The organism is Adlercreutzia sp. DFI.6.23, from assembly GCF_024462535.1.
Taxonomy (GTDB): Bacteria; Actinomycetota; Coriobacteriia; order Coriobacteriales; family Eggerthellaceae; genus Adlercreutzia; species Adlercreutzia rubneri.
Window position 1 is genome coordinate 1 of record NZ_JANGBP010000001.1, and the last position, 20,803, is coordinate 20,803.

20 protein-coding genes and 1 tRNA gene are annotated in these 20,803 nt (G+C 63.1%); 13 read left to right on the forward strand and 8 right to left on the reverse strand.

The features are described 5' to 3' along the window. The first annotated feature begins 200 nt into the window (after window positions 1–200). The 7 genes from NE591_RS00005 to NE591_RS00035 all read left to right on the forward strand — a co-directional run bounded on the left by NE591_RS00005 (window position 201) and on the right by NE591_RS00035 (window position 7,261). Window positions 201–761, forward strand: a complete 561-nt coding sequence (locus NE591_RS00005) for a nuclear transport factor 2 family protein (RefSeq protein WP_256156154.1) — start codon at window positions 201–203, stop codon at window positions 759–761. Window positions 762–919: 158 nt separating this feature from the next. After that, window positions 920–1,825, forward strand: coding sequence for a LysR family transcriptional regulator (locus NE591_RS00010; RefSeq protein WP_256156155.1), 906 nt, complete (start codon window positions 920–922; stop codon window positions 1,823–1,825). A 162-nt stretch (window positions 1,826–1,987) separates the two neighbouring features. After that, window positions 1,988–4,474 (forward strand): molybdopterin-dependent oxidoreductase, encoded by a 2,487-nt coding sequence (locus NE591_RS00015; protein ID WP_256156156.1) that lies wholly within the window; start codon window positions 1,988–1,990, stop codon window positions 4,472–4,474. Between the two features lie 15 nt (window positions 4,475–4,489). Then, window positions 4,490–5,110 (forward strand): 4Fe-4S dicluster domain-containing protein, encoded by a 621-nt coding sequence (locus NE591_RS00020; protein ID WP_022741263.1) that lies wholly within the window; start codon window positions 4,490–4,492, stop codon window positions 5,108–5,110. A 15-nt stretch (window positions 5,111–5,125) separates the two neighbouring features. Next, window positions 5,126–6,328, forward strand: coding sequence for an NrfD/PsrC family molybdoenzyme membrane anchor subunit (gene nrfD / locus NE591_RS00025; RefSeq protein ID WP_256156157.1), 1,203 nt, complete (start codon window positions 5,126–5,128; stop codon window positions 6,326–6,328). 191 nt (window positions 6,329–6,519) lie between these two features. Then, window positions 6,520–6,855 (forward strand): hypothetical protein, encoded by a 336-nt coding sequence (locus NE591_RS00030; RefSeq protein ID WP_157012474.1) that lies wholly within the window; start codon window positions 6,520–6,522, stop codon window positions 6,853–6,855. Beyond that, complete coding sequence (locus NE591_RS00035; RefSeq protein ID WP_157012475.1) at window positions 6,842–7,261, forward strand: DUF4405 domain-containing protein; 420 nt, start codon at window positions 6,842–6,844, stop codon at window positions 7,259–7,261. The genes NE591_RS00030 and NE591_RS00035 overlap by 14 nt, the downstream gene beginning before the upstream one ends. 47 nt (window positions 7,262–7,308) lie before the next feature. Here NE591_RS00035 and NE591_RS00040 read toward each other — a convergent pair whose 3' ends face one another. Beyond that, window positions 7,309–10,071 carry an excinuclease ABC subunit UvrA gene (locus NE591_RS00040; protein WP_256156158.1) on the reverse strand — a complete coding sequence of 921 codons (2,763 nt, stop codon included), beginning with the start codon at window positions 10,069–10,071 and terminating at the stop codon, window positions 7,309–7,311. 276 nt (window positions 10,072–10,347) lie between these two features. Here NE591_RS00040 and NE591_RS00045 point away from each other — a divergent pair, with 276 nt between their 5' ends. After that, complete coding sequence (locus tag NE591_RS00045; protein ID WP_114548561.1) at window positions 10,348–10,569, forward strand: hypothetical protein; 222 nt, start codon at window positions 10,348–10,350, stop codon at window positions 10,567–10,569. Window positions 10,570–10,571: 2 nt separating this feature from the next. Beyond that, window positions 10,572–10,799 carry a hypothetical protein gene (locus tag NE591_RS00050; RefSeq protein ID WP_114548562.1) on the forward strand — a complete coding sequence of 76 codons (228 nt, stop codon included), beginning with the start codon at window positions 10,572–10,574 and terminating at the stop codon, window positions 10,797–10,799. Window positions 10,800–10,933: 134 nt separating this feature from the next. On the opposite strand, the gene NE591_RS00055 is transcribed toward NE591_RS00050, so the two are convergent. The 6 genes from NE591_RS00055 to NE591_RS00080 form a co-directional block, all read right to left on the reverse strand. Next, window positions 10,934–11,491 carry a hypothetical protein gene (locus NE591_RS00055; protein WP_114548563.1) on the reverse strand — a complete coding sequence of 186 codons (558 nt, stop codon included), beginning with the start codon at window positions 11,489–11,491 and terminating at the stop codon, window positions 10,934–10,936. A 223-nt stretch (window positions 11,492–11,714) separates the two neighbouring features. Continuing rightward, window positions 11,715–12,335: a hypothetical protein gene (locus NE591_RS00060; RefSeq protein WP_016309891.1), complete on the reverse strand. Its 621-nt coding sequence runs from the start codon at window positions 12,333–12,335 to the stop codon at window positions 11,715–11,717. Window positions 12,336–12,591: 256 nt separating this feature from the next. Beyond that, entirely contained in the window at window positions 12,592–12,942 is a 351-nt protein-coding gene (locus NE591_RS00065) for a hypothetical protein (RefSeq protein ID WP_256156159.1), read from the reverse strand. Window positions 12,943–13,002: 60 nt separating this feature from the next. After that, the gene (locus NE591_RS00070) at window positions 13,003–13,329 is read right to left on the reverse strand and encodes a hypothetical protein (RefSeq protein WP_147270639.1); all 327 of its coding nucleotides are present in this window, start codon (window positions 13,327–13,329) and stop codon (window positions 13,003–13,005) included. 217 nt (window positions 13,330–13,546) lie between these two features. Then, window positions 13,547–13,810 (reverse strand): helix-turn-helix domain-containing protein, encoded by a 264-nt coding sequence (locus NE591_RS00075; protein ID WP_016309888.1) that lies wholly within the window; start codon window positions 13,808–13,810, stop codon window positions 13,547–13,549. Beyond that, window positions 13,807–13,992: a helix-turn-helix domain-containing protein gene (locus tag NE591_RS00080; RefSeq protein WP_236758893.1), complete on the reverse strand. Its 186-nt coding sequence runs from the start codon at window positions 13,990–13,992 to the stop codon at window positions 13,807–13,809. The genes NE591_RS00075 and NE591_RS00080 overlap by 4 nt, the downstream gene beginning before the upstream one ends. 126 nt (window positions 13,993–14,118) lie before the next feature. On the opposite strand from NE591_RS00080, the gene NE591_RS00085 reads away from it, so the two are divergent. Next, window positions 14,119–14,688 (forward strand): hypothetical protein, encoded by a 570-nt coding sequence (locus NE591_RS00085; RefSeq protein WP_114548567.1) that lies wholly within the window; start codon window positions 14,119–14,121, stop codon window positions 14,686–14,688. 50 nt (window positions 14,689–14,738) lie between these two features. Then, window positions 14,739–16,016, forward strand: coding sequence for a site-specific integrase (locus NE591_RS00090; protein WP_114548568.1), 1,278 nt, complete (start codon window positions 14,739–14,741; stop codon window positions 16,014–16,016). Between the two features lie 99 nt (window positions 16,017–16,115). Here the strand turns inward: NE591_RS00090 and NE591_RS00095 are convergent. Beyond that, window positions 16,116–16,191, reverse strand: a tRNA-Thr gene (locus tag NE591_RS00095). Window positions 16,192–16,547: 356 nt separating this feature from the next. On the opposite strand from NE591_RS00095, the gene NE591_RS00100 reads away from it, so the two are divergent. Both NE591_RS00100 and NE591_RS00105 read left to right on the forward strand, forming a co-directional pair. Next, complete coding sequence (locus NE591_RS00100) at window positions 16,548–18,818, forward strand: MurT ligase domain-containing protein (protein ID WP_157012477.1); 2,271 nt, start codon at window positions 16,548–16,550, stop codon at window positions 18,816–18,818. A 230-nt stretch (window positions 18,819–19,048) separates the two neighbouring features. Next, on the forward strand, window positions 19,049–20,749 hold the full coding sequence (locus NE591_RS00105) for an LCP family protein (protein WP_241521333.1): 1,701 nt from the start codon (window positions 19,049–19,051) through the stop codon (window positions 20,747–20,749). The last annotated feature ends 54 nt before the right edge of the window (window positions 20,750–20,803 follow it).

Here is a 20,803-nt window from a genome sequence, read left to right on the forward strand (position 1 = left end):
CCTTGTCTTCTGGCGTATTGGCGTACACCAGTGTAGGGCCAGCAGCGTCGCAATGGCTGTTTTTGCTTGACTGGAATTTGGCTGAACTAGTTTGACTTTAGGTGGCTATTCTCGCCCGACGCTAACACTGTGCCACGAACAATGATCTTCCGTCTACCGGTGACGTGGATTTGAAGGCATTGGCAAAGGAGATTGACCGCTTGGCGTCCATCGAAGAAATTCGAGCTCAGCTTTTCAACTATATTCAAGCTGTCGATCGCATCGACTACGAGCTGGGTTACAGCGTCTTCGCTGAAGACAGCTTGCTTGACTACGGTTCGTATTACTATGATATTTTCCCCAACATGACGGGTCGTCAGTTCATCGATAGCTGCTTGGGCGATCATCTTAACGGTTGCAAGTGGACTCATCACATGTACTCTGCCATGCGAATCGATGTGAACGTCGACAATGGGACGGCTGGTTCCAGCACCTATGGGCACATCAATCAAATTTTTTCGCCCGATGGCAAAGCACAGGCAACTGCCGTAAAAGACGCAAACCCAAATCCTGGTGATGTCTTGGCTCACCAACGAGTACGTTACAACGATCTTTGGGAGAGGCGCGATGGGAAGTGGGTCATCGTTAAGCGTACGGTGTCCTACGATATCCCCTATAACGAGACCATTGAAGCCAAGGCGGGCGTGAACGCGGAGAATTCCTATCGCGGAGATGAGTACAAAAAGGATCCGTCCTACGAAGCGTTTGCTTACGGTGCTTAAATAGTTTTAACACTCATATGGTCTGGGATGTTAAGCTTTAACGAGCCGGCATCAATGGAAGGTCCGTCCTTGTGCGGGCCTTCCATCGTATTGGCTGGTGGCTAAAAGCCACTCGTTTCTGAATGAGCGCTCGAGGTGTCACGACGCGAGGAGGGGCTGTGGACATTCAGCAGATCAAGTACTTTTCTCGAGTTTATGAGATGCGCAGTTTCACGCAGGCGGCCGACTCGCTGTTCATTTCGCGGCAGGCATTGCGCAAGTCGGTGGCGCGGCTCGCCCAGGAAATGGGGGAGCCGCTGTTCGAGAACCGGGGTAACGTGCTCTTCCCCACGTCGGCGGCCGATCTGCTGTTCAGCGCCTCGCGTCCGGTGTTGAGTGCGTTCGCGCAAATGGAGGCCGAGTTGAACCTCGGCAAGCTAAAGAGCCAAGGGATCGTGCGTTTTGGGCAATCGGTGGAGGCAAGCGACGTTATGACCTCGGGCGAGATGAGACAGGTCATCGACTTTTCCTCGACAGGCGAGCTCGTGACCAAGGGAATGCGCTTCACCGAAGCAAACTGCGTGGAGCTGCGCCAACAAATCCTTGAGGGCGATCTTGATTATGCGAGTCTTATCGCCACCGTGGTGAACGAGTCCCTCTTTGATTACGACACGGCCATTGGGGGACGCATCCACATCGCCGTCCGTACTGATGATCCCCTTGCTGAGAAAAGCTTCATACGCCTCGAGGATTTGGAAGGACGTCCCTTCACCTCTCAAGGAGCTGGATTCGATGTGCACGATCGCCTGGTGGAGGCGACCGAAGAGCGCGGTGTCAAGCTTAACATTGTGTGCACGCGTTCGGGTTTGCACAATCGGCTCGAAATGGTGCAAACCGGGGTGACGCTCACCTATGCCTACCGCGATCTGAGGTTTCCCCGCGTTGCACCAGACGTGGTGTGCATTCCCCTTGAAGAGTCTCCCATGAAATGGTTCTACTGCACCATTGCGAAGAAGGGGCTCGGCGATCCCTATTTGCTGCGGTTTTTCAGCGGCAAAGAAGATTTCGTCCTCTGGAAGGACTGACAGCGGTTCGTCTCCATATCTAAGCGAACTTCTTCGTAAACCAAAAGCTCCCGGCGAACAACTCAAAGATTCTCCCCTTGGGCCTCGCGCGATTTCAGAATGAGGCCATAAGATGCCCGTCAATAACGTCGGCGGGCACACGAGACGAGGAAAGGGGACATCTTGGAGTCTGTTCAGAACACGACGGGAACTCTGACGCGAAGAGGGTTCCTCAAGACCACGGCCACGGCCGCGCTCGTTGCGGGCAGCGCCTCGGCTGCGGGATTCGCGGCGCTGACGCCCAAGACGGCATCGGCCCAAAGCGACGAGAAGATCTGTACGACCTACTGCAACGCCTGCATGGGGTGCCCGTTGGAGGCAGTAGTGCGCGACGGCAACGTGGTGCTGACGCGCGCCAAGGAGATCGAGGGCGCGCCTATCGACCAGAAGCGCATGTGCGCTCGCGGCGCCTCCATCCCCACGCTCATCGTGCAGGAGAAGCGCATCCAGTACCCCATGAAGCGCGCCGAGGGCACCGAGCGTGGCGCCGGTCAGTGGGAGCGTATCAGCTGGGATGAGGCCATCGACACCATCTGCGCGAAGATCAAGGAGTACCAGGCGGAATTCGGCTTGGGCAGTGTGTGCTCCTTCACCTACGGCACCACCGAGCCTCGCAACATGTACAATCTCAACCGTTTGGAGAACGTGGCCCAGTTCTCGCACCAGAACCGAACCACCGACTTCGCGCTCACGCAGGGTACCATGTACACGGCGGGCGGCTTCTACTATCAGGGCGGCGCCGACATGGATCTCGTCTCCCAAATGAGCACCTTTGTCGTGTGGGGCCATAACCCCATCGTGTCCTGGCCTAACGCCTGGCACTACATCGCCGACGCGATTGAGAACAACGATTGCAAGCTCATCGTCGTCGACCCCAACAAGAACACCATCGGACAGAAGGCCGACTTGTTCGTGTCGCTGCAGCCCGGCACCGACGCCGCGCTCGCTCTCGGTTTGGCGAAGATCATCGAGGAAGAGGGCAAGACGGATGATGCCTTCATGCAGCAGAAGTCCTGCGCTCCGTTCCTCGTGAAGGAGTCCGACGGCCGCTTCCTGCGCAAGAGCGACTTGGAAGAGGGCGTTGCGGCCGACGCCGACGACTTCGCCGTATGGGACGAGGCCACGAATGCCATGGGCTACGCCTCCACGGCGCAGAACCCCGTGCTGCGCAAGAAGGGCATCGAGGTCGCCGGCCAGCGTTGCAATACGGCCTACAGTCTGCTCATCGACCGCATCAGCGAGTATCCCATCGAGATGGTATCCGAGGTGACCACCGTTCCCGAGGAAGCCATTCGCACCTTCGCCGACCTGCTTTGCCGCCCTGGCATGGCCGACATCTTCCAAGGCTATGGCATCGACCATTACGGGCACGGTTTCAATACCATTGCGGCAGTGAGTGTTTTGCGTATTATGCGCGGTATGGTGCCTGAGCCCCGTATGAGTTACCCGCTTAATTCCAGCGGCTTCGATGAGACGGAAACCGAGCATCCCGCTATCGTCCAGTCGCTGGGTACCTTTATGTTCAACGACCTGCTCGACACGGGAAAATACACATTCCCGGGCGTGACCGCGCACATGGGCGAGCAGGTGATGGAGCTTCCCGATGTCACGGTAGAGCAACCGCTCAAGATGCTCATCTCTTTCGGTGCGAACATCGTGAACTCAGCTCCCGACCGTAACAAGACCATCGAGGCGTACAAGAAGTTCGATTTCCTTGTGACTGCCAACATCGAGTGGTGCGATACGGCCGACATTTCCGATATCGTGCTGCCGGCGGCCACCATTCAGGAAGTGGGCGGCCCCATTGGCATGAACGGCTGTCTGGTTTGGGCCGATAAGGCCGTCGAGCCGAAGTTCGAGGCCAAGTCCGACTACGACATGGCGAACCTCATCGGCCGTGGGCTCGGCTTGGACGAGTGGTTCCAAGAGGAGTTCGACGAGGGCATGAAGCACGTGGTGAACACGGCCATGAGCGCCGCCATGGGCATCGATGCCGACAAGCTGAAGGAAGCCGGCGTGATGTACGTGGGCGCTGTTCCCATGCCGGCCTACATGACCATGACGGGCAAGCTGCAGTTCTATCAGGAGAACCCTGGCCCCATCGAGAACTACGGCCAGCCCATGGACCCCGCGAGCATCGCGCTGCCCCATTGGGAGCCGCCCATGGAGGCGTGGCCCGTCACAGCCGGTGGCTTCGATGCCAACCCCCTGGCCGAGAAGTACCCGCTCATCGTGACCGCCGGCACCCGTCGCTTCCGCGTGCACTCCTACTACGGCCAGAACCCGCTGCTGCGCGAGATGGAGATCAACGAGCCCTGTGTGCGCATCAATCCCGTGGATGCCGAGGCCCGCGGCATCGAGGACGGCAGCTACGTGCGCCTGTTCAACGACCGCGGCCATGCGGTGGCCAAGGCCACCTTCAGCGCCGGTATTCGCCCGGGCTGTCTGGATATCGACCGCGGCTGGCAGCGCTCCCAGTACCTAAGCGGCTGCAATAACGACCTGACGAGCAAGCAGATTGTGGACTGGACCTGCCCCACCTACGCCTACCACGATTGCCTCGTGGAAATTGAGCCGTGGGACGGCGTGGTGGCGGAATCTCAGGAATAAGAGGAGGAGGAACCCATGAGATACGGAATGGTCATCGACCTTAAGCGCTGCTCTGGCTGCAAGACCTGCTCGGTCGTGTGCAAAGTGGCCAACAACATCCCCAACGACATTATCTGGAACCGCGTGCTCACCGAGGGCGGCAACGCGCCTGACACGGCCGGGGGCACCTGGGACAATCCCGAGATGCAGCACTGGCCCGTGGCCTGCCAGCACTGCGAGAACCCTGCCTGCACCAAGGTGTGCCCGGTGGGCGCCACGTGGAAGGACGAGCAGACGGGCATCGTGCGCCAGGACTACGACAAGTGCATCGGCTGCCGCATGTGCCTGGCCGCCTGCCCCTACACCGGCGTCCGCTCGTTCAACTGGGAGGAGCCGGCCTACTACGCCGACTTCGCCCTGGGCGACGCCGATGCCGCCAAGCACGAGAAGCACACCGTGGAGAAGTGCATCTTCTGCACCCAGCGCGTGGCCCGCGGCGAGCAGCCGGCCTGTGTGGCCGATTGCATCGGCCGCGCTCGCCACTTCGGCGATCTGGATGACCCGAACTCCGAGGTGTCCAAGCTTTTGGCCAGCCGCGAGTACACGCAGCTGCACACCGAATTCGGCACCAAGCCCTCTGTCTACTATCTCGTTTAGGAAGGGAGATACGCTATGAACGATGCGAAAGGAAGCATGGCGGCCCATCGCGGGTTGACCGTGGGGATCATCGCTTGCGCGGTGGTGGCTGTCATCGGCGTTGCCCTGTGGATGGTGCAGCTTTCGGGCGGCATGATTCAGACCGGCATGCGCAACCTCGATTCCTGGGGCTTCTACATCACCCTGTTCATGTTCTTCGTGGGCCTGTCCGCCGGCGGCCTCATCATCAGCTCCATCCCCAACGCCTTCGGCATGAAGGGCTTCGGGGACATCTCGCGCGTGGCCATCTGGACGAGCATCTGCTGCACCTGCGTGGCCATCGGCTTTGTGGTGGTGGATCTGGGCGGCCCCTTACGCCTGTGGGAGCTGTTCGTCTATTCCAACCTCTCATCGCCGCTCATGTGGGACATCATCGTGCTTTCCACCTACCTCATTCTCTCCATCGTGTACCTGTGGGCCTATCGGCGCGAAGATACGGGGAAGATGTCGCACACCGCCATCCGCGTCATCTCCATCATTGCTCTGGTGGTGGCGGTGGGCGTGCACACGGTGACGGCTTGGATCTTCTCGTTGTCGGCGGCCTACGAGTTCTGGCACACCGCCCTGATGGGCCCGTGGTTCGTGGCCTCAGCGCTGGATTGCGGCACGGCGCTCGTGCTCATCGTGGTCATCGCCCTGCAGAAGGCCGGGCGTCTTACCATCGAACGCTCCTCCATGGTGAACCTGGCGAAGATGCTCGCGGTGTTCACTTGCGTCGATCTGTATTTCTTCGCCTGCGATCTGCTGACGAGCGGTTTCCCCGGCGGCGAGGGTGCCAATGTGGTGGCGGTGCTGGTCACCGGCCCCTTGGCGCCGTTCTTCTGGACGCAGATCGCCTGCATGGTGCTGGCCTGCGTCATCCTGTTCGTGCCGCGGCTGCGCACCAAGGGCGGCGTGGTTCTCGCCTCGGCGCTCGTGATCGCCGGTGTGTTCTGCAAGCGTTGCGAGATCTTGGTGGGCGGTTTCCAGATTCCCAATATCGAGTTCGCCGACGTGGCCAACCAGATGACTATCACGAACTGGGAGTCCGGCATGTCGCTGTTCGGCTATCAGGGCCTCGTGTACTGGCCGACGCCCCTGGAGTTCGGCGTGGCGGCCGGTGTCGTGGCCCTCGGCGGCTTCCTGCTGCTACTGGGTCTGAAGTACCTCCCCCTGCACCTTAAGGAGAAGACCGCCTAATCGGCTGCTCCGGTACAAGATAGCTCTCTCTTCGAAGAGCCGCAGGCCCCGCAGCTTGCGGCTCTTTTGTTGGGAAGGAAAGGAAGAGGAAAGGGTACGCGGTGAATTTGAGTTCGAAAGAAGCTAAGCGGTCGCGGGGGCAAAGGTCGGCGAGAAAGAGGCTGCTGGCCGCTGCGGTCGTAGGTGCCGTCGTGGTCGGTGCGGTGGGGGTGGGGTTTGCGGTTGCGCCGGATTCGGGGCTGCATCCCCTGACGGCTGACGTTGCTTGTCCGGTAGCGGGTTGCACGAACGGTGCGTGCCACGGATACGACGCCGTTCCCGAGCCCGACGGGCACAGCGAGATGCGCTGCCCCGAGGCTGGCTGCACATCGGTCGAGTGTCATGGGTGGGAGACGCTCGCGAGGCGCTACCACCAGGCCTCCGACATGTCTTTGAATCTGTGGATACTCATGCCCATAGTGCTGGTGCTGGGCCTTTGGGTGGTATCGCGTCGTTTGTCGAAAGGGGAGCGGCATGCGGGCGCCTAAGGTCATTTTCGATATTGTGTTGCTGGCTCTCTATTTGGTGGCGGCGAACCCGGCGTTGACGGGAGTGCCCTTTCACGAATATCTTGGGGCGGGCATCTTCGTGCTCATGGTTGCCCATGTTGTGGCGAGCGGTGAAGGCCTGGGCGGCCGCGGTCGTTGGGCGCAGCGCGTGCTCAACGGGGCGTTGCTGGTCGCGCTCGCGTTCTGCGTCGTATCGGGAGCTATGGTGTCGGGGACGCTGCTGCCTTCTTTGGGCTTCTATGCGACGGGCTACTATTTCTGGGGCCCATTGCATGCCCTATCCGCCAAGGTGCTGCTCGCTGCCCTGCTCGTCCATATTGTCTTGCGCACGCCGGCTGCCGCATCGGTACTCCGTAGAGAGCTGGCGAGAGAAAACGAGAGGTAGGTATGCTGGCGAGCGCTCGCTCCTTCGCTCTCTCGCTCTTCAGCTCCTTAGCCTTCCAACTCCCTCGCAAGGTAGCGACCGGTGAGGCTCATCTGGTTGGCGGCCACTTGGGCCGGAGTGCCCTCGGCGACGATGCGGCCGCCGGTCTCGCCACCGCCGGGCCCCATGTCGATGACGTAGTCGGCGTTGGCGATCATGTCCAGGTCGTGCTCGATGACCACGACGGTGGCGCCGTGCTCGATGAGCTTCTGCAGCACGCCGATGAGCGTTTCCACGTCCAGCGGATGCAGCCCGATGGTGGGCTCGTCGAAGATGAAGAGGGTGTCGTCCTGGCTGCGGCGCATCTCGCTGGCGAGCTTCAGGCGTTGGGCTTCGCCGCCGGAAAGCGCTGGCGTGGCCTCGCCCAAAGTGAGGTAGCCCAAGCCCAAATCGTGCAGGATCTGCAACTTGTCCCACACCTTCTTCAGGTGGGCGAGCGCGGAAAGCGCCTGGTCAACGGTGAGAGTGAGCACCTCGGGAAGCGATAAAGTGTGCACGCTTTCGAAATCGCCGGCGTGAGATCCTTCGACTCGCTTCGCCTGCTCAGGATGACATGATGAGCCTCCGTAGGGGGCGACCTCGGTCGCCCCTTGCCCGGAAGCACGGTGACTCGCAGTTGGGAGGGCGGACCAAGATCCGTCCCTACGAAGAGTCATGTCCGAAGCTGTCTCTGTTTCATGGGCCGCGTTGCGCTCCATTTCGGCGTTGGCGGACAGTTCGACGTCGCCTTCGATGGCCATTTGGATGGCGTAGGCCTCCCGCCCGTAGCGGCTGCCGCGGCAGTCGGGGCAGGGGATGTCCACGTCGGGGAGGAACTGCACGTCCAGGGAGATCTGCCCCGTGCCGTCGCAGGTGGGGCAGCGCAAAGATCCGGTGTTGTAGGAGAACGCCCCGGCTTTCAGCCCCTGCTCCTTGGCGTCCGGCAGGGCGGCGAAGGCGCGGCGCAAATCGTCCAGCACGCCGGAGTAGGTGCCCACGGTGGAGCGCACGTTCACGCCGATGGGCGTGGCATCCACCAGGTCGACCCGCGCGATGCCCGGCGCGTCCACGGACAGCACATGCCCTGGCAGTGTCGTGCCGGCCAGTGACGCCTTCAGCCCGGCGACGAGGCTTTCCAGCACGAGAGTCGTCTTGCCCGAGCCGGATACGCCGGTCACGCAGGTCAGACGCCCTTTCGGAATGCGCGCTTCCAACGGATGCACGGTGTGGATGGCGTCGGTCTCCAATGCGATGGCCCCTTCGTCGAAAAGATGCTCGGGCGCGACGGGCGTGCGCACCCGCACCTTCGCCGTTCCCGCCAAAAACGGCCCGATGCGGCTGGCTGGGTTCGCTTCCACGTTGGCCACCGACCCCTGGGCGATGACGCGGCCGCCGTCGGCGCCCGAACCGGGGCCGATCTCGATGAGGTGATTCGCGTGGCGCAACACGGCCACGTCGTGATCCACCATCACCACGGAGTTGCCGTCGGCCAGAAGGTCGTCCATGACCCCGAGCAGCCCCTCGATGTTCGCCGGGTGCAGCCCGATAGAGGGCTCGTCCAGCACGTAAAGGACGCCGGTGGTGCGGCTGCGCACGGCGCGCGTGAGAGCCACGCGCTGGCGTTCGCCGTTCGAAAGCGTCTCGCTGGCGCGATCGAGGGTGAGGTATCCCAGCCCCAGCTGCTCCAGCCTTTGTATGGGCTCGGTCGTCTCGCTCGTGATGGAGTCGCACATCGGGCGCATTTCCGCCGGCAGCCACGGGGCCACGGTGGGAATCCAGTCGCGCAGCTCGTCCAGCGACAAGGCCGTCACCTGGGCGAGGTTGCGCCCGTCGATGGTGGACGTGCGCGCCTTCTCGGACAGCCGCGTGCCGTGGCAGTCGGGGCACACCGACTCGCACAGGAACTTCGCCACGCGCGCCATGCCCTTCTCGTCCTTCGCCTTTGCCAGCGCGTTTCTCACGGTATTCACGGCGCTGTAGTAGGTGAAGTCCAGCTCGGTGGCATGGTCTTTGTTCTTGGGAACATACAGAATGTGGCGCTTTTCCATGGGGCCGTGCAGTACGATGTCCTTCTCGGCATCGGTCAGATCCTTGTAGGGCACGTCGGTGCGCACGCCCATCTCGCGGGCCACCTGGGGCATGAGCGACCACATGAGGTTGCGCCAGGGGGCCACGGCGCCCTCTTCCAGGGTAAGGTTGGGATCGGCGATGAGCGTGGACTCGTCGATGTCGCGCACAACGCCGGTGCCGCCGCAGGTGGGGCAGGCGCCGCCGCTGTTGAAGGCGAGATCCTCGGCGGAGGGGCCGTAGAATTCCACGCCGCAGGTGGAGCAGGTGATGGGCAGATCGGCCGCCACGTTCAGGGTCGGCGCGTTCACATGCCCGTTGGGACACACGTGGCAGCCGAGGCGCGAGAACATGAGACGCAGGTAGTTCAAAAGCTCCGTGGAGGTGCCGAAGGTGGAATGGACGCCGGGAATGCCGGGCCGCTGGCGCAGGGCGAGGGCGGCAGGCACGTGCAGCACCTCGTCCACGGTAGCGCGTCCGGCCTGGGAAATGCGCCGGCGCGTGTAGGTGGAAAGCGCCTCCAGGTAGCGGCGGCTGCCCTCGGCGTATAGAACGCCCAGCGCAAGCGAGCTTTTGCCCGAGCCGGAGACGCCCGCAATGCCCACGAGCTGCCGCAGCGGCACGTCCAGCGAGAGGTTCTTCAAGTTGTGCACCCGCGCCCCCCGCACCTCGATGGCAGTGGGCTCGGTGAAGGCGAGAGGTGTGGGGGTTTCGATGTGTTCCATGGAGGCTCGATTCTCGCGCGATATGCAAAGCGCCCCGCGGCGGGGCGGGGCGCTTTCGAATTCTGGAGCCAACGAGCGGATTCGAACCGCTGACCTACGCATTACGAGAGGCAAAAGACCAGATCAGATAGGGTTTCTCGTATCCATCTGCGCTCGCACAGCGCCCTATCGTGGTCGTTTAGGGTCATTCGCGTTCTTTCGTGTTCGTGCGCGTTGGCACACGATTGGCACACGCCCGGAGGCTCCAGAACTTGAAAGCTGAAGGGATGATACCAGATGATGGACAGGGAAGACGAGCTTACTTTACAGATGGAAAAGGCCGCAAGCTCTATGGCTGTGGTGGAGGCAGTGCTCAGGGGTATTGCCGACTGCTGCGAAACTTCCGGCAATGGCGCCCAGGGCGGCAGGGGTACTAGTGATGAGCTGTTCGGGTGCGCGTATGTGCTCGAAGGAGTACGGGACAACCTGCGGGCCGCGATGCTCGGGAAAGGAGAGTAGCCATGGCGACGATGCGCGAGAACGATTTGGAGAACATGGCCATTGCCGCCCGGTGCGTCGTGGCCTCTACCGCCGTGGCGCTGGCCGACCTCGCGGAGGTTCGGGCGCTCCAGGACGTGCAGAGCCACGTTGGCGGCATGATGGCCGACGAGGTGCTGTGGGGCTGCATCGAGAACCTTAGGGGGCTGAATGCGAGGCTTCTTGCTGAATCCGAGAAAGGGGGCGAATAGCCTATGGTTGCGACTAAGGAAGGACTCTACACCTGCGAGGATTTCGCCGACGATCTCCTAGCTGAGCTGTAGGGCGCCACCTACCCAGAACCTCACCATAGCGAAGGCCCGCCAGATCGGCGGGCCTTCCTGCATTACGCGGCGCCTTTTTCATGGGCTTGACATAGTTGCTCCATCTCCCGCACCTTGCGTGCCGCGCGCTCCTTGCGCTTCTGGGCCGATTTGCGGGCCCGGTATTCCTTTCCCGCCTCCCAGTCGCTCAGGTCGGCCAAATAGGCCGTAGCGGCTGCGACGGCCTCCCTCGGGGGCATTCCCGACGTGTCCGGGGCGAGCGGCGGGGCGTCCCGCACCCTGCCGCCCCGCTTGGACTCGAACCTCGCGTAAGTCTCGCGCTGCTCCAGGGGAAGGCGCTCCATGAGCGCGGCGGTCTTCGCCTCGATGCGCTGGAGGTAGTGGCGCGAGCGGCACTTGTCGCAGCGGCCCGACTTGTCCACCCTCCGCGCCCAGCTCGCGCACTCGTCGCACCAGAAGAGCGGCGTCCCCACGTACACGAACGGCACCCCCAGGCGGGCGCACTCCCCGGCCACGTCCCGCGCGTCGCGGCGAAGGTGGCGGGCGAGGTCGGAGAGCGGCACCGTCCCGGCGTAGTCCCTCACGAACAGCGTTTCATCGAGCGTCCAATCTCTGAACATGGCGCGTACCTCCATCTGTGATAGCATTCCGGCTGCGCAGCGGGAGCCGCCCGAAGGGGGCGGCTCCTTTGGTGTCCGGGGAGGGGCCACCTTGGCGAAACCTTAGCGAAGTGCGGGGGCGAACCTTGCCAAAACCTTGTCTGCCCGGAGGGGCGGGCCTGGGCAAAACCTGGGCAAGGCAAAGAGGGCGAGCCTTGGGCAAACCTTGGGTGGTTCCCTCGGCTTACTTTGCGCCGTACCGCTCTATGGCGCCCTCGGCCTCCTCCATGGTCTTAGACCAGCCGCCGCCGGGGATGAAGCCGAACTCGGGTTCGCCGCTCACTTGGCCGTCCTGCTGAACGGTGCGGTAGTTTATGACGCGCTGCTGGCGCGTCTCCTCCCACTTGTCGATGCTGGCCAGCAGGTCGGGGAGGGCCGGGGGAGCCGTGACCTTCGCGGAGATGATGCCCTCGCGCTTGGCCAGCTCCGCCACGTTCGCCTCCGCTGCCGCGTTCCCGGCGACGGCGACGGCGGCGGTCACTATGTCCGACTCGGTGAGGGTCGAGCGCAGGGAGAGCGTCTGGAGGTAGGCGAGCTGGCCCTGGGAGGGGGCGGCTGCCAGCGCCTTCTCCACGTCGCGCCGGAGGTCGGCGAACAGCGGCGCCTCCTTCGCCAGGCACCGCTCCTTCGCCGCCGTCGATGCGGCGATGTACTCAGATGTGGCCTCGTGGTCGCGCTTTGCCTTGAGGTCGGGGAGGAACTGGCGGTTGTCCTCCAGCTTCCCCAGGTACGCGCTGTAGAGGGCATCGACAGTGCCCTTCATCTCGTTCTCAACGGCTTCCAGGCTGTTCTGGTAAGTGCCCATTCGGGCTCCTTTCTCTCGTGGTGGCTTCCTCGCCGCCTACTCACTAGCAAGGTTGACTCGGTGGTATCGGTTCCCTCCCCTTCACTGCAGGGCTTCGGAACTCTGGTTAATGCCCTCTGGTTTATTCTGGTTAGGGAAAGAGTTCCCAGGAAAATTGAACAAAGTGTGGGGGCAAAAGTGGCAAAGTGTGGGGGCATTTCGCAAAACTGTGGGGGTATTTGCCCCCACGCTTCCTATAGGAACTGTGAGGGCACGCCTACGGCGGCGGGTCGGGCTCCTCGGGCGGTAGCGGCATGACGGCGTAGACGCTCGCGTGGCCCTTCTCGCCCTTGGCTGCAAGCTCCAGAAGACCGATTTCCTGAAGTTGTCGGATGGCTCTCGATGCGCGTTGGTCGTGGCCTCCGAGGACGGAAGCGGCCCAGTCGCGCGAGAACTGCACAACCTGAACATCTGAGGCGGTGAGGTCGAACCGTCCAGAGGCCACGAGGTAGTCATGAAGCGCCGTCAGCTCCTTACCGTGGAGGCTGTCGCCACCCTTGACGATGCCCACGACCTCGGGCCACAGGTGGGGCCACGTGGCGTTCCTCCGCCCGTTCATAGCGGCCATTATCGCTATGCGCTCGGTGTCGGGGCGTATCATCCCGTACGGCGGTCTCGGCGGCATCGGCTAGCCCTCGATCTCGTCCACCATCGAGCGGCGCAGCCTCATGTATGGGCGCACCTCGGGGTGGTCGTCAGCGATGCGGCGGGCGAGCGCCGGGGCTATCACGTTGTTGATTCGGGTGCCCCGCCCCCGGCGGTCGGTGAAGTCCTTGCTCCGGGCCTCCTCCAGAAGGAGGCGCACCGAGAAGCGGCGCTCGGCCCCCGCCTCCTCAAGGGCGCGGCGCTCGATGTAGCATAGGGCGTCGGGGTTGGCGTCCATCCAGTCGGCGCACTTGGCCGCAAGATCGGCCCCGCGTGCCGCGCGGTACTCGCCCTGCATCGCCGTTGCCATGGCCAAGTCGCGCTCGATCTCGGCGCGGGTGCGCCGTGCATGTGCCCGTGCATCTGCTGGCGCATATGCTGCTGCAAATGCTGTCGGTGTCCCTGGTTGGGCTTCGGTTGCGCTTCGGTTGGCGTTCGGCTGGCCTCCGGCTGTGCTACTATGGCAATGCCCGATCTGGGCGGGGCTGGCCGCTGTGCTCGCCAAAGTGTCGCGGTCGGCCCCTTCTCTACCTTTCACGCTTGCCCCTCTCCACGAACTCGGCGAAGTCGGCCTTCGCCACGTACCAGAACGCCCCGATCTTGAAGGCGTTGGGAATCTCGCCCGACCTCATCAGCTTGCGCACCGTCTTCGCGCTCTGGCGGATGATCTCGGCCATATCGTCAGGTGTCAGAAGGTCGGGGTAGCCCTCGAACATCGCCGCCGTTTGCGGGGCGCTGGGCGCCTCCACGATCTTGCAGCCCGGCGGCAGCTGCACTACCGGGGCGCTCATGCGGCTTCCACCTCTTCGAACAGCTCCATAGGGTCGCCTTCCCAGCCCAGGGCGTCGGCGATGTTCTGGGCCTGGGAGCGGTACATAAGCGCCTGCTTTTCTGCACGCGATATCGTGCTGGCGTCAACGCCGCTTTCTCGGCTGAGCGCCCGCTGGGAAAGCCCCTTTTCCTTTCGTAGCATGGTCAATCGTTGCATTTTGCTTCCTCCAATCATTAGGGGTTGACCTCCTATGATTGATAATGGTAATGTACGTGTACACTCAAAATCAACCTAAATAAGTAAAATTTACTTGAAAGGAGTGCTAGGATGAGTTCCACCCTGTTTAACTGGTCTTTGTACGGGGCAATGGTTCACCACTTGCGCAAGCGCAAGGGCATTAAAAACATCGCGGATTTTTCTCGGACGATTTACCGCTTTACTCATTGCGAGGTCAACAAGGATGTTCTCGCGCGCATTGAGCAGGGGCGCCAAGTTCCAACAGCAACGCAGTTCATGGCAATAAACCTATTTCTTTTCGGGAAAATCTGGGCGGATGATTATCCGGAATTTTCCGCTTGCGTTGGCTCTTCCTGGCGATTCTATAACGAGGAAAAGCGAAAGGTGCTGCTTGACCCCTCTCGGTCTTCCTGGTGGCGCGGTTCCCCCGAAAGAGTATCCGACGATGGAAGAAAATTCGTTATTGATATAGATAGCCGAGTTTTCCCCTTGATTTACGACCTTGACCGATTCGTCCCGCTGGAACGTCCGGAGATCGTGAGGGCTTCCAATGAGTTCGGAGCTTATACCTGCGAGCTGTACGGCTGCGCTGATGACGGGCTTTTTGTGGGCCGCATTCTTGAAAGCGACGAATACGAAGAGGCCAAACCCGCCCATTAGGGCGTTTGGGATAGATGCGGGCGCAGAGCAGATAAAGGAGGTGAATCGATATGGCGAAAGGCGATGGCGGCCTTCAGGAACTCCGCCGCGGCGTTTGGCGCGTGTCGGTGTCGGCCGGGAACAACCCCGCGACGGGCAAGCGCCAGCGAGTTACGCGCGTCGTGCACGGCACGAAGGCGGAGGCTCGCAAAGTTCGCGACGATATACGACGGGGACTCGACAACGGTTTGAGGCCGGACGGCGGGAAGGTGCGCTTCCTGGAGTTCGTGGCCACGTTCAGCCAGGCGCGGCGCAACGCCGGGAGGGCATCGGAAGACCGCATAGCGAAGGACGAGAAGAGCCTGAAGCTGTGCGGCGAGCTTCTGGGCGACCCGCCGCTGTGCAAGGTGGACGCCAGGGCGATAGAGGCCCTCTACCCTGCCATACGCGAGCGGCGCGAGGCCCAGGGGTTCCGGTGCGGGAGCACCACCCTTCACGGTTACCACGTGCTGCTGAAGTCGTTCTTCCAGAAGGCCGTGGACTACGACCTCATAGGCCGCAACCCGTGCAACCGGGTGGAGGCCCCGAAGGCCGACAAGCCGCAGCGGCGGGCGCTGTCCCTCGATGAGGTGCGGCGGCTGCTGGCGGCGGTCGATGCCGAGGAGAGGAAGGCGCTGGATGCCCTCGCGGCCAAGGAACGGCGCCAGGCGGCGTGGGGCGTCGCGGAGGATCGCGGCTATCTGCTGGGAATGCGCGAGGTGTGCCACGTGCTGGCCGTGAGGCTGGGCATCGCCACGGGCATGCGGCTCGGCGAGGTGCTGGGGCTCACGTGGGGCGCGGTCGATTTCGGCCACGGCCTGGTATCGGTGGTGCGGACGCTCAAGGCCGACGGCACGCTGAAGGAGCCGAAGACCGAGGCCGGGAGGCGCGTCGTGGCCGTCGATGCGGTCACTATGGCGCACCTCAAGGCGTGGAAGGCCCTCCAGGCCGAGGCGCTGGACACGCTGTGCATAGACGTGGGGGAGGCTTCCCCGGTGCTGTGCTCGGCGACGGGCGGCTTCCTCGGCACCGCGAACTTCGAGCGGTGGTGGAGGTCGTTCCGCACCGGCGCGGGCTTTCCCGATCTGCGATACCACGAATTGAGGCACACCCAGGCTACCCAGCTTCTCGCCCAGGGCGTGGACGTGAAGACGGTTCAGGCGAGGCTCGGCCACTCCGACGCTTCGCTGACGCTGAACTGGTACGCCCACGCGGTGCCGGAGAACGACCGCGCCGCCGCCGACAGGCTAGGCGAGCTGTTCCGCGAGGAACCCAAGCCGTGCCGCATCGTGGAGCTTAAAAGCGCCTAATCGGGCCTATTGGCACACGATTGGCACACACGGCAAGTTTTTGGACGTTGAAAAGAGAACAGGTCAGCAAGCTTTTCACCTGCTGACCTGCGGAAGTTCTGGAGCCAACGAGCGGATTCGAACCGCTGACCTACGCATTACGAGTGCGTTGCTCTACCAGCTGAGCCACGTTGGCGAGAGTGCTTCTTGCGAAGCGGCTGTTTAGTATAGCGAACTGGGCGATGCTGCGCAAGCATTTGGAGCTGCGAATTCCTCTTTCGCGCACAACGGTGAAGGTGAATTGTGCCGAATTGTGCCGAATTGTGCCGCCTTCGGGAGTGGCGGCCTTCAATGGCCCTTCGGCACTTCAACATTTCGGCTGAATCTGGAAAGGCCGTGGGTTGAGGCGGGGGAGGGCGCTCCAACGCTATACTGGTCGCCATCGAAAAAACGGGGAGTGTGGCTTGAAACTCGCGGTGTGGTAGCACAGTCAAGCCGCTTAGGGTGACCTTGAGCGCGGCCGCCTCCTCTTAAGAGCAACGAGGTGCATTCATGAGCTTGAGGTTTTCGCTTGCGAAGGCGGCCGGCGCCGTTTCAACCTGGGGGCTGCGTCATGTGGCGAGGCGGCCTGCGGCTAATCTGCCGGGGAAGATCGCGCTCGCCATTGATCCGTCGCTGCTCGACGAGCTGCGCGGCAAGTGCGCGCAAGGCTCGGTCATCACCGTGGGCACCAACGGGAAGACCTCGACGAACAACCTGCTTGCCGACGCCTTCGAAGCTGCCGGGTGCACTATCATCTGCAATCGCACAGGGGCGAATCTGGCTGCGGGCATCACCTCGGCGCTTCTGCAGCAGCCGGCTGCCCAGTGGGGCGTTTTCGAATGCGACGAGCTGTGGCTCGCCCACGTGCTGCCCCGCCTGCGCTCGAACTATGTGCTGCTGCTGAATCTGTTCCGCGACCAGCTCGACCGCTGCGGCGAAATCGACCGCATCCAAACGTCCATTGCGGGGGCGTTGGCCGCCTCGCCGGACACCGTGCTCGTGTACAATGCCGACGACCCGCTGTGCGCCCGCATTGCCGACGAGGTGCCCAACCGCACGGTCGCCTATGGCCTGGACGAGTCCATGGGCCTGGCCCAGAACACCGTGACCGACGCCCAGATGTGCCAGAAATGCGACGGCATGGTGCGCTACCATTACCGCCAGTACGGCCAGCTCGGCGACTACTTCTGCGACCAATGCGACTTCGCGCGCCCGACATTGGACTTCGCCGGCCGCGACATCGCCATCGGCCCCGCTGGCGTGACCATGGAGGTCTGCGGGCCTGCCGGCTGCGAATCGGTGCACACGCCGCAGCCGACGCCCTACGCCGCCTACAATCTCGTGGCCTCTTATGCCCTTTGCCGCGAGGCGGGCATTCCCACGGCCGATTTCCAGCGGGCCCAGGATGCTTTCAACCCGCGCAACGGGCGCCTGCAGCGTTACCGCCTCGGCGGTCGCGACGTGCTGCTGAATCTGGCGAAGAACCCCACGGGCTTCAATCAGAATTTGAAGATCGTAGAAGCTGACCAGGGTCCCAAGATGGTGGCCTTCTTCATCAACGACCAGGTGGCCGACGGCCATGATATCTCGTGGATTTGGGATATCGATTTCGAAGAGCTTGCCGGACAGCCGGGCACGGTGGTGTTCGCTGGCGGCTCCCGTGCCCACGACCTGGCGGTGCGTTTGAAGTACGCCGGCATCGAGGCGGCGGTGATCGAGAACATCGAAGACGCCTTCTCCCGCCTGGGGGCGCTTGTGGCCGCGGGCACCCTGCCGGCCGACGCCGCCGTCTACGCCATCGCGAACTACACGGCCCTCCCCCAGGTGCACGCCGCCCTGAACGCCATGGAAGCCGCCGAACCCGCTGTCGCCCCCGCCCCGACGCCGGCCCCGATCGCCGAGGCCGCCGGCGCGAGTGCCGCTCCCACCTCGTGTCATCCTGAGCGCAGCGCCGAAGGCGCGGAGCCGAAGGATCCCGCAACCTCCGAGCCTTCCGCAACTCCCGCCTCTCTCGCATCTGAGGAATCCCCTGAGCCCCCCGTCATCATCGCCCATATGCTGCCCGACCTGCTGAACCTCTATGGCGACGGTGGCAACGTGCGCATCTTGGAACAGCGCCTGCGCTGGCGTGGCATCCCCGTGGAAGTGCGCCGCATCCAGCACGGAGAGGCGGTGGACTTCTCCCAGGTCGACCTCGTTTTCATGGGCGGCGGCCCCGACCGCGAGCAGAAGCTTGCCAGCGAGCAGCTGCTGGCGATGCGCGACGAGCTGGCCGTCTATGTGGAAGGAGACGGCCCGCTGCTCGCCATCTGCGGCGGCTACCAGATTCTCGGCCGCCAGTGGCTGTGGGGCGACGAGCTCGTGCCCGGCCTCGGCCTCATCGACATGGAGACGCGCCGCCCCGGCACGTCCGCCGACCGCCTCATCGACAACATGGTGCTGGAATCCCCCCTGGCCGCCCATCCTGTGGTGGGCTACGAGAACCACGCCGGCCGCACTTACCTGGGCGAAGGCGTGGAAGGCTTCGGCCGCGTCGTGTCCTCCTGCGGCCACGGCAACAACGATGACGATCGCGTGGAGGGCGCGCGCTACAAGAACGTTGTGGGCACCTATTCCCACGGGCCGCTGCTTTCTAAGAATCCGGAAGTGGCCGACTGGCTGCTCGCCCGCGCTCTCGAACGCCGTGCGGGGCGCACCGGAACCCCGGCCGCCGATCTCGCTCCTCTTGATGATGGCGCCGAGCTCGCCGCCAACGCCTCCATGGTCAAGCGCCTGTCGTAGGAGACGCTTCAATGCTGACGCTCCTGCTCGGCGCATCCGTGGCGAAGTTGTGGGCAATCTGCCGTTCTCCTATGGCTTTTCACTGGTAATGGGGCCCATTTTGTTGCGCCGTTCGGCAATTCTTTGCCAAAATGTTACTTCGAATTGAGCAATTCTTGGTTTTGCGGTGCTGCACGGCTTGCGGTTCTGCTCGCCAAGGAACACGAACCACGAAAGCGAGACCTTCCAGGATGGCCGAAACTCCAGGCAAGAACAACCCTCGTGCCCAACACGCATCCCAGCCCGTGGGAAAGTCGAACAATCCGAGGCATTCGCAGCCCGTCGGCGCCAACAACCCCCGGAACTCCCAGCCCCTTGGGAAGGCGACCAACAATCCGCGCCATTCCCAGCCGGTAGGGTCGAACAACCCCCGCCATTCGCAGCCCGTCGGCTCGAACAACCCGCGGCACTCCCAGCCGCTGCCCAAGCAGCCCGCCCTTGAAGGCATGGCGGCCAATGCCGTGCCGGCGCTACCGCCCATGGCCGAGCCCAACCCCTATTCCCGCGGAGCCACCGGCGACGACTACGCCAAGGACCGTCGCCGCAAGAAACGCCGCCGCATTCTGCTGGGCGTGCTGGCCTTCGTGCTCGTGGGCGTGCTCGGCGCCACCGGGGCCGCTTGGGCCTACATCTCCGGTATCGAGCAGGAGATGAACGAGGACATCACCCCCGAGGTCGTGGAAGCCTTGGAGGCGCCGGCCGAGTACGACGGCGGCACCTTCTACATGCTGCTCATGGGCACCGACAAGTCGGCTGCTCGCGAGCAATCGACCCAGTATGCTGGCGATACCTTCCGCTCCGACTCCATGATCCTCACCCGGGTCGATCCACAGAACAAGAAGGTCACCATGGTGTCGATGCACCGCGACACTGAGATCGAGATCGAGGGCTACGGCCTGCAGAAGCTGAACGCCTCCTACGCCATCGGCGGCCCGGCGCTCGCCATCAAGACGGTCTCCCAGATGGCCGGCGTGCCCATCTCCCACTACGCCGAGATCAACTTCGACGGCTTCGAGGATGTCGTCGATGCCCTGGGCGGCGTGGAAGTGGACGTGCCCATGGAGATCAACGACGACGAGGCCGGCGGACATGTGGATGCGGGCGAGCAGACGCTTTCCGGCGAAGAGGCGCTCATCCTGTGCCGTTCGCGCCACTCCTATGACGAGTACGGCGACGGCGACCGCTACCGCGCGGCCAACCAGCGCTTGGTGCTCGGCGCCATCGCCAAGAAGATCCTCTCGGCCGACCCCGCCACCATGGCCAACACCATTAGCGCGCTTTCCCAGTACATCACCACCGACTTCAAGGTGGGCGACATCGTGGCGCTGGCCACCTCCATGCAGGGCATCGACCCGTCTAAGGACATTTATTCGGCCATGGAGCCCACCATCAGCGAGTACAAGAACGACACCTGGTACGAGCAGCTGGACGTGGCCGCGTGGAACACCATGATGGGCCGCGTGCGCGAGGGCCTGCCCCCCACCGAGGTCGATGAGGTGGACGAGTTGAACGGCACCGTGCTCGCTAGCGTTGGCGACGGCAAGGCGGCCGCCAGCGACAGCGAGGGCGTTCAGGGCGTAAACGGCACGCAGCGCCAGACCTTCGGCGAGACGCGCACCGGTATCGTCACCATCAAGAACGGCAACGGCATCAACGGCGTGGGCGCCGAGGCGCTCGAGCGCATCAAACCGCTCGGGTATACCGCCGACGCCTCCAACGCAAACAGCTTCAGCTACGAGGAGACCGTGGTCGTCTTCGATACGCCCGATCAGCGCGTTTACGCCGAGGAGCTCATCGACGCCCTCGGCTGCGGCCGCGCCGTGCAGAACACCGACGGCGAGTACGTCTACGACGGCGACTTCCTCATCCTGATCGGTAGTGATTGGCACTAGGAAGCCGTGCATCTCATCAACCGAAAGGGCCCCGCATTGGGGCCCTTTTGCGAA